Below are 13,497 nucleotides of genomic sequence, written 5' to 3'. Positions count from 1 at the left end.
GTGCATTTAAGGTAAATTTTAAGGCATCCTAAGGATGTATTTGAGATAAAACTTGAATAAATAATAGTATATATAAGGATGTTTACTCAACGTTAGGCATTGCTTTATCTGCGATTGAGCTAAGCTCCAGTCTCCTGTTTCTTGCAACGCTTGATAAGACGCTCCTATTCCTAAATGAGCATAATACTTGCCGGACAACTTTAAAATTCTTCTTCTGTCTTTTTCCGGTAGATGCTCCTGAATGCGCGCTATAACCTGCATTAAATCGGCTATCAGCTGGCCGGTCCTGGCCTTTTGTGAAGATATTGAATTAGCATGTCCTCGGTACTCAGCAAGGGTTTCCTGGATATAAGCCATGGGATAATAGCGAGCAATTCGCACCCACATCTCCCAGTCTTCCCCATAGGTTGTCCCGTAAAAACTCCCAAGATTTTCGTAAACTTCGCGTTTTACGACGATAGAGGCATATTGAATGCGTTGATATTCTGCAATGCGTAACAGCCAGTCCGGCAATATACCCTCTCCTAATTCAAGTGAGGGCAGGTGTGTCCGGTGCCCAGCCTCATCAATAAAAGCGTAATGGCTGAAAACCGCTCCAGCCTCAGGGTAATGCTGAAAGGCGCGAGTGAATTGCTCGTAGAAGCCGGAAGCAACTCGGTCATCACCATGTAATAAGTGGACTAAATGACCTCGTGAACGGTTGATGCACGTTTCAAAATTATGAAGACTGCCTACATTATTTTTTTGTCGAAAGTACTGAACCCTGCCATGACCTATTAGGGCTACTACTGATTCAACGTCCTCGTCGGTACTGGCATCATCAATCACCTCTATCTGCATATTCTCTACACCAGTATCCTGACGTAAGACGCTGATCAATGCCTCTTTTAGATAAGAAGTACAGTTATATGTCGGAATCATGACCGACCATAAAGGGCGTTTAACATCATCTGCTAACGGTACTATTACAGGGGGATAGGCTGGGATTCGCATGATTGTTCTGGATGCAGTCAGTACTGGACGGAACTTACCCCTGTTAAGAAATTCATATGCTAGTTAAAATATTTAGCAAGCCATATTAAGACTTTTTCTTCCGAAATTTAGTTGATTTATACTATTCCTCAAAAGCTGGACAGTTTAGCGGGGCTTGTTAAGTAATATTGTACGCTTCCCCATTCAATCAGCCAGTGGTAGACAGAGGTTAAGCAGCTTGTTTAAATTTAATGGGAGTCATAAAATTCAAGGCTTGGTGGGGCCATTGGGTGTTGTAGTCGTGCATCCACTCCTCGACGAGCTGGCGCACATGGGCTAGCGAGCGAAACAAGTGCGCATCAAGTAACTCCCGGCGAAACGAGCCGTTGAAGCGCTTGATGTAGGCGTTTTGAGTTGGCTTGCCGGGCTGAATCCAATGTAGAATATGCCCTGCTGCTCACACCATTCGCGCAGGCGAGCACTAATGAACTCGGGACCATTGTCGGTGCGTAGCTGCGCAGGACGGCCATAACTGTCTCGTCCGGCTAGGGCTTTACACCAATCCCGAGCAGCATGAGTCAACCTAACCAGCCCAGACATCTGGGCAAGAATGCGCATTATCCTATTGCCTTCCGGCGCCAAGCAGTGCAGTTAGTGGAATCAGGTGTCCCCCAAAGCGACGTCGTTCAGCAATTAGGCATGAGTTTGAGTACGTTGAAAGGATGGCTTCAGCAGTACGGCACGGTCGTATATGCTCACATGCGACGTAAGCTTTTCACTTCTGCCCAGAAACACCAAATTGCGCGCGAGCTACTCGATGGCCAGCTCAGCGAGGAAGAAGCCCTACTCAAGTATGACCTGCGGCTGAAAAGTACCCTGCGTGGCTGGGCGACCGCTTTCCAAGCGCAGGAGATGACCAGACCACCTCCACCGCTGAAAACAACTGCCGGGACGAACGAGGCGGCGGAGTTGGCAACTCAATTGCGGCAAGCGCACTGGCAAATCGAAGCCTTACACACCCTCATTGACCAAGCAGAGGCAGCTTACCACATCGATATTCGAAAAAAGGCTGGTGCCAGGCCGGCGAAATAATACGCCAGAAATATCCTCGCCTAGGCGTGGGGACCATCTGCGGACTGTTTGGCAAGACCCGAAACGCATTCTACGACCACCAGCGCCGGGCCACTGCCCAGGCCCTACTCGAAGGGCTGGTACTGGCCTTGATGACTGATATTCGACGCGACCTGCCCCGTCTGGGTACGCGCAAACTCTATTATCTGCTCGTGCCTCGGCTAGGCGAATACGCTTCCCAGCTGGGCCGTGACGCCCTGTTTGCCTTACTGGCGGGCCATGGCCTGCTCATTCGACGGCGGAAACGGCGAGTCGTCACGACCCAGACCTGCCCCATCCTGCTACGCCGGCCCAATCTGCTTGACCAGTTGGTGATTACCCGCGCCGAGCAAGTTTGGGTTAGCGACATCACCTACGTTCGCCTGCTCACCGGCTGGGCCTACCTGAGCCTGATTACGGACCTGTATTCCCACAAAATCGTGGGCGCTTGTTTGCACCCGGACCTGTCGGTACGCGGCACCCTGACGGCGCTACACCAAACGCTTGCCGCGCGCATTCAGCCCCAACGGCCCCTGATTCACCACTCCGACCGGGGCCTGCAATACGCCGCCCGCGACTACGTGGAGCTCCTGGAAAGCCACGGGGTTGCCCTAAGCATGACCCAACGTGGTGACCCGTACGAAAACGCCGTAGCCGAGCGGGTCAATGGTATTTTGAAAGACGAGTTCGGTCTGGGCGGCACACTACTGGGCTTTCCCCAGGCTGACGAACTCGTCCAGCGAGCTGTGCAGGCATACAATGAGCTACGTCCCCACAGTAGCTGTGACTTCCTCACACCTAACCAAACACACCAGCGAGAGGGGCTGCTGGTCCGGCGTTGGAAAAACTACTATCAGCCAGCCGCTACCCCGACCTTAACCCAGGCGGCCAGAGAAATCCTACCAGCTATCTTCCCTCGCTGTAAAGTCCCATCCGGATTACCAGCGCGGCCTGTAAAGCGCAGGCCGGATTATCAACTTCATCTGTATAGCTACAGCCGGACGAGACACCAGACGTAAAATGTCGCCTCGCTTAACCCATGCTCGCGCACGATTTGCGCCACGGTCTGGCCGCATTCTGAGGTGGTCTGATTACGCTGGACAGTTTAGGGTGTTAGGTTGAAGAAGCTGTTGATGAGCAAGATAGGGTAGCTGATAGTCAATGCTGGAATGCAAACGCTCGTGATTATAGTAGTCAAAATAGTCGGCCACGCTGGCCTGGGCGTCGGCTAAGTCGGCAAAAACGGGCCGCTCGCGTAGTTCGAGCACCTCTGTTTTAAGGCGGGACCAGAGACACCTAAACCTTTAGTCGGTTTTCGGCTTGGGCGTTATCGTAGCAATCGCCTCGCCGGCTCTGCGAACGCACGGCCTCGTGGTCGTGGAGCAACTGCCGGTAGGCGTTGCCGCAATACTGCCCACCCCGGTAAGAGTGTACAAGCAGGCCCGGCGCAGGCGGTTGTGCCCAAAAGGCTCGCTGCAAGGCGGTAACAATCAATTCCTCAGGCATCGTGGCCATTACGTGCCAGCCCAGCACGCGCTTACTGGCCACATCCTGGTAGGCGCACAGATAGGCCCAGTCACCATTGGCCAAGGGTAGATAGGTAATATCACTGACCCAGACCCGATTAGCCTGGGTCGGCTTGGGCTGGTTGAGTAGTCGGTTTGGGGCACAGCGTAGCCCGTGGGTCGAGTCGGTCGTGCGCGGCGTGAAGGCCTTGGGTTGCAGCGCGTGCAGGCCCCGCCGCTGCATGGCCGCGCGCAGGCGGTAGCGTCCGATGTGGTAGCGCTTTTGGCGCAAGGCGACCTGCAGGCGCCGCGTGCCATAGCGCCGTTTATGAACGCCAAAGACCTTAACTAGCGCAGTTTCCCAAGCAGGTGCACCCTGCTTTATCGCTTGTTGTTGAGTTTGTTGCCACGCATAATATCCACTGACCGGCACGCTGAGCACTTGACAAAGTTGACGGACTGGGTAGGATGCCTGCTGCGCCTCGATAAAGCGGTAACGGCTCATTGGTCCGGTGTCTGTGAGAGCCTGCGCTCATAGCAGGCAACTAACAATGGCTTTTTTTAAAATCTCTAGCTCCTGGGCCTGCCGCCGGTTGGCGGCCCGCAACTGGCGCAGTTCGGCAGCGGTGGCTGGGTCTAGCTCCGCACCACGGGCGGCGGCCACGGGCGTAAGCGCTTCTTTTTGCCACCTGTAAAGCAGCTTAGCATTGATGTTTAACGCGCGGGCGGCAGATTGCGTCGAGCGGCTTTCGCTCGCTAAACGCAAGGCTTCGGCCCGGAAGGCGGCATCATAACGCCGACGTTTAGCAGGTGGATGGCTGTCTTTCATGACGTTGGAAAGATAAGACCCTATTCTGTCCAGATTTATTAGACCACCTCACTACCAAGAGGATTGAGCAACCAACAAAACCGCGCCCGTAACGTCAACCGTGAACATCTTTGTGCTGATATGACTACGGATGCGTTAAAAAGCCTATTACAGCAGGGCGAAGGCATCAGCATCGAGTTCAAGCAGGCCCGGCACGCGCTACCCAGGGACGTATTTGAAAGCGTGTGCGCCTTTCTGAACCGGCAGGGCGGGCACTTGATTCTGGAGGCCGGCAATGATGGCGCGCCGCTGGGCGTGGATCAGGCAGCGGCCGACCAGCTGCAGCGCGACTTCGTGGCGCTGAGCAATAACCCGACGAAGCTGCAACCGCCGTTTCTGCTAGAACTGACCCCGGTACGGCTGGGGCCGGTGCTCCTGCTGCACGTGTACGTGCCGCAAAGCTCACAGGTGCACCGCTCGGGCGGAGTCGTGTTTGACCGGGGGCACGAGGGTGATTTCCGGGTGACGGATGAGGGGCGCGTCAGCCAGTTTTACGTCCGCAAGAGCAGCTACTATTCGGAGGGACGTATCTTCCCTTACCTGCGACTGGAGGATTTCAAGCCAGGGCTGCTGGACAAGGTGCGGGCGCTGGTGCGCAGCCGGCGGACCGACCACCCGTGGCTGCTACTCGACGACGAGGAGTTGCTACGCAGCGCGGGACTGTACCAGACCGACCCCTTGACCGGGGTGCAGGGCTATACCCAGGCGGCGGCCCTACTGCTGGGGCGTGACGAGGTTATCCTGTCGGTGTTACCCGCTTACCGGATTGATGCGCTGGTACGCCGCCACGATATGGACCGCTATGACGACCGGCTGGATCTGCGCACTAACCTGGTGGAGACTTACGAGTACCTGATGGATTTCGTGGCCAAGCACCTGCCCGACCCGTTCTACCTGGAAGGCACGGTGCGGGTGAGCCTGCGGGATAAGATTTTCCGGGAAGTGGTAGCTAACCTGCTGGTGCACCGCGAGTACCTGAACGGGCGGCCATCGCGGTTTATCATATACGCCGACCGGGTGGAGATAGATAACGCCAATCACCCGGTGGGACATGGGCCGCTGGACCCGCGGGGCTTTCAGCCGTTTCCGAAGAACCCGACGCTGGCCAAGTTCTTCTTGCAGCTGGGGCGGGTAGAAGAGTTAGGTTCGGGCGTGCGCAACGTGACGCGCTACCTGGCGGCGTACCGGCCGGGTGGGCAGGCGGAATTTATCGAGGAGGATGTATTTCGGACAGTAGTGCCCGTGCCGGGGGGTAGCGGCGCAGTTACTGAAGCACTCGACCGACTGGGAACGCAAGCCCGAATTGCTAAGCTTTTGCTGATGCCGAAGGCCACGGCCCGGCTACAAGCCATCGCCCGGCTGCTGGCTGCTAATGGCCCGCTGACTACTAGTCAGGTCGCGGAGCAATTGCCAGCGCCGGTGCGCACGGTGCGGCGGGATTTTCAAACGTTGTTGGCGGCGGCTATTATCGAGGCAGCTCCAGGCCTGGGATTGTATCGGATAAGGTAACACGGTAGATAAAGAACGTTGGTTTGGCCGCGGTTTGGCCGCGGTTTGGCCGCGGTTTGGCCGCGGTTTGGCCGCGGTTTGGCCGCAGGATATCAGGATACCAGAGGTAGATACCTTTCTTCACGGGAAAGCGACTCGATATGAAATGCCTATTCTGATGTGGTCGGGTAAGAATGGACACGGCGAAAGTAACTTGCCCTTGTCATGGAAGCAGAAAAACCAGCCGGTAAACGGCCGCGAACCAAATATGATGCGGCCTTTCGGGCCGAGGCGGTCCGTCGGGTAACGCAGGACGGTCAGACGGCAATACGAGTAGCTCAGGCGCTCGGCATGAGCGAGGCGCTGCTCGGGCCCTGGGTACGCGTCACCCGGGCGCAAGCAGCCCGTCCCGCTGGCAACGAAACGCTAGAGCAGGAAAACAAGCACTTGCGGGCGCAGCTGGCCTGCGCCGGAATGGAGGGCAATAGTTTATGACCATATTTTCATAACCGACGAGTCGTGAAACGCTTCACCTTCATTGCCTTACGTGCCCACTGTTGGCCCGTGCGACAGCAGTGCCAACTGTTGGGTGTCAGTGCTAGCGGCTACTACGCCTGGTGCAAGCGGGTGCCCAAGCTGGCAGCCGAGTCGGCACCTGCTGCTTGGCAACTAGCTGCCCAGCGCGTGTTAACCACCCATGCCAGCCGTTACGACCAACGTCGGCTACGCGCCCAACTGCGGCGCGAAGGCCATGCGGTGGGCCGGCAGCGTTTGCGCGGCTGGCTCAGCGCGAGCGGCTTATGCGCCCTCTGCACCCGCACTAGCACGCGGTCGCCGCGCACCACCCAAGCTGACCCGCAGGTGGTGGCTGCCGCCAACAAATTAGCTACTTGGCCCGCCGCTACGGCCCCGAATCAAATCTGGGTTGGCGACATCACCTATCCGGCCCTGGCGACGGGACAATGGGCCTATCTGGCCTGCTGGCGCGATGCCGTTGAGCGACTCGCCCACTACTATAACACCCAGTGCTTGAACTCCGCCCTGGGCTACTGCACCCCGCTCGAAATCGAATTGCACTACCTCTTTAACCTACCTTAGCTCGATGTCCATTCTTACCCGACCACCTCAACTGCACTCCGATCCTGCAGCCGTCCCAGCGCGGCTCAGGCCTTTACCAACTGACTCAGGATTTCAATTGTTTCCACCAGCTCCTGTTCCAATGGTAATGCTGGCAGCGTGTTCCAAGGCTTGTTGCGGTCTGAATTTATGGGATAGCTCATGCAGATTTTTGGCGTAGTCAACCTAATTTAGTAGAAGTACAAGCTTACTCCTTTCTAAGCAAACATTAAATATGATCTCCGTTTAATGTCTATTTTGTTTTAGACCTCACCAAATGCCCAGAATTCTGACGCGGACATTATAGCGGCTGTTATTTCAATGTTTACGCATCTTCTAGCCTCAAAGAGCGGAAACAATCCCAGCCAAACAGTAAATAATAGTTGGTCTTGATAGTTACAATTTCATCTTGGACTACTTACCCGGTGAATCCTGTTGGACACGGGCAATATGAGTTCAGACCTCATAGCTCTTAACTTGTCGAAGACTATTCATTAATTCATAAGGTCCGATAAATCTTACTTATCGGACCTTATTGCTACCTTCGCTTTTGAGTGCTAAAATTGGCGTTTCACTCCTTACTATATAGGTCGCATGGAAAACGGTGCTGTAATTGCCATCCCCGCGAACCCTTCGGCCGCGCTGGCGCACCTGGCCGAGCATACGTCTCGCTACGTCGAGGCCGGGCTGAGCGGCGCGGCGAATACGGCCAAGGCCTACGCCGGGGATTTGAAACGCTTTGGGTGGTGGTGCGCCGAACACGAACTCGACCCATTGCCGGCCTCGGTGGATACGCTCGCGGGCTTCGTGACCCACCTGGCCGAAACCGGCAAGAAGGTGTCGACTATTCAGCGCCATTGCGCGGCAGTTTCCAAAGCCCACGCCCTGCGCGGCGCGGACTCGCCTACGGATGACAAGAAATTCAAGGTGCTGATGGACGGCATTGCCCGGCTCAAAGGCGTGCGGCAAAAACAGGCCCCGGCCTTCACACTGGCTACTTTCAAACGCACGGTGAAAAGCATCGACGGCAAAACACTGGCCGGCCTGCGGGACCGGGTGATTTTGCTGCTGGGCTTTACGGGGGCCTTCCGCCGCTCGGAGCTGGCAGCGCTGAACGTGGAGGATTTGGCGTTCTCCGAGGAAGGACTAATTGTCAACTTGGCGAAGAGCAAAACTAACCAACTGGGGGCGGCCGAGGAAAAGGCCATCTTCTATTCACCAGATTTCAAGCTGTGCCCGATTCGCACGCTGCAAAGCTGGGTGCAGCGGTTGGACCGCCCCACGGGACCGGTATTCGTGTCCTTTCGCAAGGGCGAGCGGCTCACCGAGCGGCGGCTAACGGATAAACACCTGAACTTGATTGTGCAGCGTTATTTGGGGCCCAAATACTCGGCCCACTCATTGCGCGCATCCTTTGTCACAGTGGCCAAACTAGCTGGTGCAGATGATTCGGAAGTCATGAATCAGACCAAGCATAAGACAAGCGAGATGATTCGCCGCTATACTCGCCTCGACAATGTACGCCAGCACAACGCTGCGCAAAGGCTAGGGCTTTAGGAGAATGCGTTTGCTACCTAAACTGTTTTACCTGATGCGGGCACTTGGGCTGACGCTGAGCGTCAGCCCAACTTGAGTGTAATAGTTGAGGTGGTCGCGTGCGTATAGACACCGAGTTGAGATAATTTGAAAAGGTAGTGGACTTCGACTTACACTACCCCACACTAAACGACCGTGCTCTCCTCTGAAGTAGATACTGAGTCTGTTTTTAGTTACTTCAGCGAAGGATATATTGGCCCAAGGCGAACCTATGCCAAAGAAGTGCCTTTTGGTAATTGTTCGATTTCAAACATTTAGGAGTGCCGCTAATTTGCAGTGACCTATTTTTTACTTGTTGATAGGTATTTGATTAGCAAGAGTTACAGCAACTCGGTTAGGAAATAAATTGTTCCGAATCCGCTTTGAAACTTCTTCAATACAAAAGTGGAAAATAAAGCTCATACCACCAGTTGAAAGTAAAGCGACCCCAATAAATTTTATTTGCCCTCCAGGCATAAAATGATCAGATAAGTTTATAGCTAGTGCGTGTACTAGATAGATCGAATATGAAGACAGAGCTATTTTTGAGACAATACTAGAGCGTGATACAGACCAGTCTGCTTCATTAACAGATTTACACAGCACGCCTGCAAAAAACACAGATAAAGACAGGATGCCTATACTATACATAAATCGACTATCTAGGAAGTATAATACGATGCTGATAATACCACCAACAAGGCCTAGCCTAAAGAGCCATAAGCTGAATCGCTTCCAAGAAAGTGGCTCGACATTATACATATAAGCACATAATACGCCAAGTAATAGCCCATCTAATCGCAAATGGGTAGCAGTTAGTTGATAGCCAAACGCTGGATATTCACTGCCTGCATATTGCCACCTCATGCATATCGAAAACACAATCAATGCAATACAAACAGGAACAACCTGCTTAAATTTTAATGATAAATATAATAATAATGGCAGTACTATATAAAAATGCTCTTCAATACAAAGTGACCAACTGATTTTAAAAAAAGGGACGGATTTGCTATAATTTTGTAGAAAGAAAATATACCTAGGATCAAATGATTGATGGCGAGAGTAGTAAACAGCCAACCAACTCATGAGTAGTGCTGCATAATAGGGCGGCATCGTCCTCAGCCAACGGCGAGCCCAGAAGTTTCCCAGTTTAACGTGACCAGCCATAGTGTATTCACGGAAAAATATACCGCCGATTAACCAGCCACTTAAAACAAAGAAAAGGTCAACTCCATAACTACCCAATGCAAATACTTTATGCAGAGATTCAGGAACCTTCGTAACGTACTGGCTAATGTGGTAAATAAAAACTACTGTAATTGCAGTAGCTCGAAGCAAATCAAGGTTAGCCTTATGTTCCCGCATAAATAAGCTGAATTGGCATTGAGAGTTGAAGTTGCTGAGCCATACCAAGAATTACTAATTAAACAGTAGACTAAATAATGGCCAATAGGTGATTAACTTCTTGGCGCTATACTGTGAGAGTTAGTAACAGTATGCGCTTAAGTATAGAACGCTCCTTCTTGCTGAGTAACATGTGATTCTATAGACCAACGTTGGTTTTAAGCTTATTCATGATGCCTTCTAACGAAAGATATGTCTCTGCGTACTTGCGAGTATTGCGAATGACCCGTTCGTTGTCCATTGTAATTGCTTCTTGTATGCCATTATTTAAAGCATCTTGATCATCTGGCTTTATGACTAACCCAATATTGTGTTCCCTCACTAAGTTGTATAAGTCCGAGCCACTATCAGCAGTTATTAAAGCTAAACCGCCAACTGATAAGATAGTGGTGAGCTTAGAAGGCATCACTAAGTCACTAGCACTTGATTTCTGTATCACCAAATGTAGATCAGCAAGATTTAAAAATCTGTTAAAATTTTCAAAATCCTGTAAAGGCAGGAATACAACATTAGATAAGTTTAATTCAGCTGCTAATTCTTGTAATCGCTGTTTATAAGGTCCGGAACCACAAATAATAAATTTTATATTAAGCTCTGCTTTATAAGTATTTGCCGTATATAAAATGGATTCTAACCCTTGTTTTTCACCAATAGCACCTGAATACAAGATAATTTTATCTGTAGATTTGAAGCCAAACTCTTCTTTTAAAGTTGCGCGGTCTGCAATTGGATAGAATAGAGAGATATCCGTCCAATTAGGAAATAGCAATACCTTCTTATTGGATTTTTGCTCAATTTTAAGGGCCATACCATCTGCTATGCTGCTGATAATATCAGCAGTATTAAAAATGTATTTCTCAATTTTAAATAAGAGACTAAGTATTTTTTTAGATTTGATTAATTGCAAATCCCGAGCCGCTTCAATTTGCATATCCTGTATATGGTAGAGGAACTTTGACTGACGAAGTCTCTTGTACAGAATGCCTAACAGGCCGAATTGAAATGATGGAGCCACTACAAATACAAGATCGAACTTTTTGCCTAATGAAAGCTGCAACAATTTCAAAGCGGCAGAAACCAGGAATGAGAAGTCCAAAAGCACCCTTTTCATGCCTGACGGCTTAGCTGGCACGTACATCGGGCATCGGTGTATAGTTATTGAACCATTAGCGTTAAAGAACTTTTGCTCTGTTTTATACCATAGCTTGTTCCTTGAATAAGGGTCTTGCACTTTCCAATAGGGATAATAAGGATAGGCTGTAATTACAGTACAGTCATAACCATTTTTAGCAAACCAATGAATCATCTCACCACTATACTTACCAATACCAGTAGGCTCAGGATGAAAATTATAGCCTATCAATAGAATCCTTTTTTTCATAAACACAATTGCATTATACCGGTAAGATACATTGATTTAAGGAAAGCGTTATTGTCCAACACTGCTTTTCCCAATAATTAAATGTTTTACTAACTGTAAAATCATAAGACTTATAATTGAACCTAAGACATTAAGTATAATATCATCAATATCAGCCACCCCTCTTTTCAACGCATACTGAATTAATTCGATAAATAAGCTTACTCCAGTACATATTAAAATTATATTCTGATACTTTATCGCTTTAAAGTGCAGCTTAATTATTACCACCAAGGGCATGAGTAAAAAAATGTTTCCCAATAAGTTTAAATAAAAATTTAAAAGTTCTTTGCTAGAATTTGAATCGATAGCAATGAAGTAATATACTGAATTTTTTAAAGGAATAATATTAAGATATCGTTCTGAAAGATATCTTCTTCTTTTGGCAAAGAAGACAATATAGCTGAGTGGTATAGCATAAGCTAAGAACAAAAGCCCTTGGAAACATTTATTCTTAAATAGATCCGGCCATGAAACTCTAATTAATATACTTTGCAAATAGCTACTATTATTTTTGAATAATCTATACATTGTTAGAGGTATGATCAAAAGGCGTTATTTCTTCTGCTTTGATGTTCCTCATTTTAATTTGAATAAGAAACTCATAATAAGAGATATTAATGCAATATATAAGCCCTTGTATTCCTTCTAAAAACCCTAGGTTCAGAAAATATGCTTGAATAAAACGCAACAATGGCCACCCAGGGAGCCTGCTCAACCAAGACTTCAATGCCGGGTTACGGATGCTGGTATGCGAAGCAAAAATCTGCTTAATGGGCGGGCAATCATGAATTCTTGCAGCGGCTTCTTGGCTGGAATACCGATTATGACGATCAAGCCAATGCGCCCAGCCTTTGGAAAAGCCGTAATGGAGATAAGGCTCTTTGATATACATTATTAAGCCGTCCACATCTTTTTCCTTCTGTCCATGACCAAAGTCCGTGAACTTAGCCCGGTTCTTTCGTAATAATCGAAATTGCCACTTAGGAAAATTGTCACAATGCTTAAGCCATTTACCTTCTAATATCATCTTCCAGCAACAATAAAAGCCTGCCACAATTTCTGGAGCCTCACTCACTGCCTTAAAGACAGATCGCTTAAACTCACTGGTCACTACTTCATCAGCATCTAAGAATAAAATCCAGTCATGTTGAATGGTCAAGTGCTCTAGCGCAAAGTTTCTCTGTTTCCCAAAACTCTCAAATGGGTTGCTGGTGACTTTAGCGCCATAGTGGCGAGCAATTTCCAGGGTTTTATCAGTACTACCCGAATCAAGAATGTGTACGTCATTAGACCACTTAACAGAATCTAAGCAATTAGGCAGATCTGCTGCTTCATTCTTGGTAAGTATGATGACTGAAATCATTATAGGACTTGTCGTACGGACCGGGCTTGAAATGAGCTTCTGGAAAACTAGCTCTGAATTGCAATAAGTATTAATTTCTCCGTGGGTGTTTTTTACCGGTCAGTGGTTAACATCTTTGTCTCACAAGCGAATGTTCTTGGTTTGATAGGTACACAGGGATGTCCGGTGCAGACCATCCATTTGGGCATATCTTTGGTTACGACCGAGCGAGCGCCAATTACACAACCCTCCCCAATGGTGATGCCGGGATGGACAAATGCCTCCGCCGCAATCCAAACTTGGTTTCCAATACTGATCGGTGCGGTGACCAACGGAAACCCTGGCTGGGAATAATCATGAGTTCCCGTAACTAGATGTACGCCCTGTGAGATTACTGCGCGACGGCCAATGCATATCTTGCCTTGAGAATAGAGTGTAGCACCGCTGGCAATGCCACACTCGTCGGAAAGCTCAAGGTTCCATGGGGCCCATATTTTTACCCCCGGATACACATGCACTCCCTGGCCCACCTTGGCGCCAAAACAGCGGAGCAGAAATGAACGCCACGCGTGGAAAGGTTTAGGCGAGAAGCGAAATAATAAGAGAGAGAAAAACTGCCAAGAAATTCTTCCTAGGCGGTTTCGTAAAGAAAAGGAAGGTTCCTTGTGTGTGTCTACATTAATACTCATTC

The 13,497-nt window shown here is 49.8% G+C and carries 15 protein-coding genes and 1 pseudogene; 6 read left to right on the top strand and 10 right to left on the bottom strand.

Going from position 1 to position 13,497, the window contains the following annotated elements:
* Positions 1-18: 18 nt before the first annotated feature.
* Together E4631_RS22920 and E4631_RS27115 are read right to left on the bottom strand one after the other, a co-directional pair.
* Positions 19-993, bottom strand: coding sequence for a glycosyltransferase (locus E4631_RS22920; protein ID WP_133656268.1), 975 nt, complete (start codon positions 991-993; stop codon positions 19-21).
* A 208-nt stretch (positions 994-1,201) separates the two neighbouring features.
* Positions 1,202-1,405 (bottom strand): transposase, encoded by a 204-nt coding sequence (locus E4631_RS27115; protein ID WP_368027863.1) that lies wholly within the window; start codon positions 1,403-1,405, stop codon positions 1,202-1,204.
* A gap of 140 nt (positions 1,406-1,545) precedes the next feature.
* Between E4631_RS27115 and E4631_RS22910 the strand changes: the two genes are divergently transcribed.
* The gene (locus tag E4631_RS22910; RefSeq protein ID WP_133656267.1) at positions 1,546-2,064 is read left to right on the top strand and encodes a helix-turn-helix domain-containing protein; all 519 of its coding nucleotides are present in this window, start codon (positions 1,546-1,548) and stop codon (positions 2,062-2,064) included.
* Positions 2,065-2,090: 26 nt separating this feature from the next.
* Entirely contained in the window at positions 2,091-3,101 is a 1,011-nt protein-coding gene (locus E4631_RS22905; RefSeq protein WP_166647977.1) for an IS3 family transposase, read from the top strand.
* Between the two features lie 72 nt (positions 3,102-3,173).
* Here E4631_RS22905 and E4631_RS27110 read toward each other — a convergent pair.
* From E4631_RS27110 to E4631_RS22890, 3 genes and pseudogenes are all read right to left on the bottom strand, one after another.
* A pseudogene (locus E4631_RS27110) lies at positions 3,174-3,362 on the bottom strand (integrase core domain-containing protein); the annotation flags it as partial.
* Between the two features lie 16 nt (positions 3,363-3,378).
* Positions 3,379-4,092, bottom strand: coding sequence for an IS3 family transposase (locus E4631_RS22895; protein ID WP_133656264.1), 714 nt, complete (start codon positions 4,090-4,092; stop codon positions 3,379-3,381).
* A gap of 27 nt (positions 4,093-4,119) precedes the next feature.
* The gene (locus E4631_RS22890) at positions 4,120-4,416 is read right to left on the bottom strand and encodes a transposase (RefSeq protein ID WP_133656263.1); all 297 of its coding nucleotides are present in this window, start codon (positions 4,414-4,416) and stop codon (positions 4,120-4,122) included.
* 120 nt (positions 4,417-4,536) lie between these two features.
* On the opposite strand from E4631_RS22890, the gene E4631_RS22885 reads away from it, so the two are divergent.
* The 4 genes from E4631_RS22885 to E4631_RS22870 all read left to right on the top strand — a co-directional run bounded on the left by E4631_RS22885 (position 4,537) and on the right by E4631_RS22870 (position 8,616).
* Complete coding sequence (locus E4631_RS22885) at positions 4,537-5,964, top strand: RNA-binding domain-containing protein (protein WP_133656262.1); 1,428 nt, start codon at positions 4,537-4,539, stop codon at positions 5,962-5,964.
* 204 nt (positions 5,965-6,168) lie between these two features.
* On the top strand, positions 6,169-6,438 hold the full coding sequence (locus tag E4631_RS22880) for a transposase (RefSeq protein ID WP_133656261.1): 270 nt from the start codon (positions 6,169-6,171) through the stop codon (positions 6,436-6,438).
* A gap of 189 nt (positions 6,439-6,627) precedes the next feature.
* Positions 6,628-7,041 (top strand): hypothetical protein, encoded by a 414-nt coding sequence (locus tag E4631_RS22875; RefSeq protein ID WP_133656260.1) that lies wholly within the window; start codon positions 6,628-6,630, stop codon positions 7,039-7,041.
* A 612-nt stretch (positions 7,042-7,653) separates the two neighbouring features.
* Positions 7,654-8,616, top strand: a complete 963-nt coding sequence (locus E4631_RS22870) for a tyrosine-type recombinase/integrase (protein ID WP_133656259.1) — start codon at positions 7,654-7,656, stop codon at positions 8,614-8,616.
* A gap of 327 nt (positions 8,617-8,943) precedes the next feature.
* Here the strand turns inward: E4631_RS22870 and E4631_RS22865 are convergent, their stop codons facing one another.
* The 5 genes from E4631_RS22865 to E4631_RS26995 all read right to left on the bottom strand — a co-directional run bounded on the left by E4631_RS22865 (position 8,944) and on the right by E4631_RS26995 (position 13,495).
* On the bottom strand, positions 8,944-10,002 hold the full coding sequence (locus E4631_RS22865) for an acyltransferase (RefSeq protein WP_133656258.1): 1,059 nt from the start codon (positions 10,000-10,002) through the stop codon (positions 8,944-8,946).
* 178 nt (positions 10,003-10,180) lie between these two features.
* The gene (locus tag E4631_RS22860; protein WP_133656257.1) at positions 10,181-11,422 is read right to left on the bottom strand and encodes a WcaI family glycosyltransferase; all 1,242 of its coding nucleotides are present in this window, start codon (positions 11,420-11,422) and stop codon (positions 10,181-10,183) included.
* Between the two features lie 48 nt (positions 11,423-11,470).
* Complete coding sequence (locus E4631_RS22855; RefSeq protein ID WP_133656256.1) at positions 11,471-11,992, bottom strand: VanZ family protein; 522 nt, start codon at positions 11,990-11,992, stop codon at positions 11,471-11,473.
* On the bottom strand, positions 11,985-12,827 hold the full coding sequence (locus tag E4631_RS22850) for a glycosyltransferase family 2 protein (RefSeq protein WP_133656255.1): 843 nt from the start codon (positions 12,825-12,827) through the stop codon (positions 11,985-11,987). Before E4631_RS22850 ends, E4631_RS22855 begins: the two co-directional genes overlap by 8 nt.
* A 92-nt stretch (positions 12,828-12,919) precedes the next feature.
* Positions 12,920-13,495, bottom strand: a complete 576-nt coding sequence (locus E4631_RS26995; protein WP_133656254.1) for a putative colanic acid biosynthesis acetyltransferase — start codon at positions 13,493-13,495, stop codon at positions 12,920-12,922.
* Positions 13,496-13,497: the final 2 nt, after the last annotated feature.

Source organism: Hymenobacter sp. UV11, assembly GCF_004684095.1.
Taxonomy (GTDB): Bacteria; Bacteroidota; Bacteroidia; order Cytophagales; family Hymenobacteraceae; genus Hymenobacter.
This window is presented reverse-complemented; position numbering and strand designations above follow the sequence as displayed.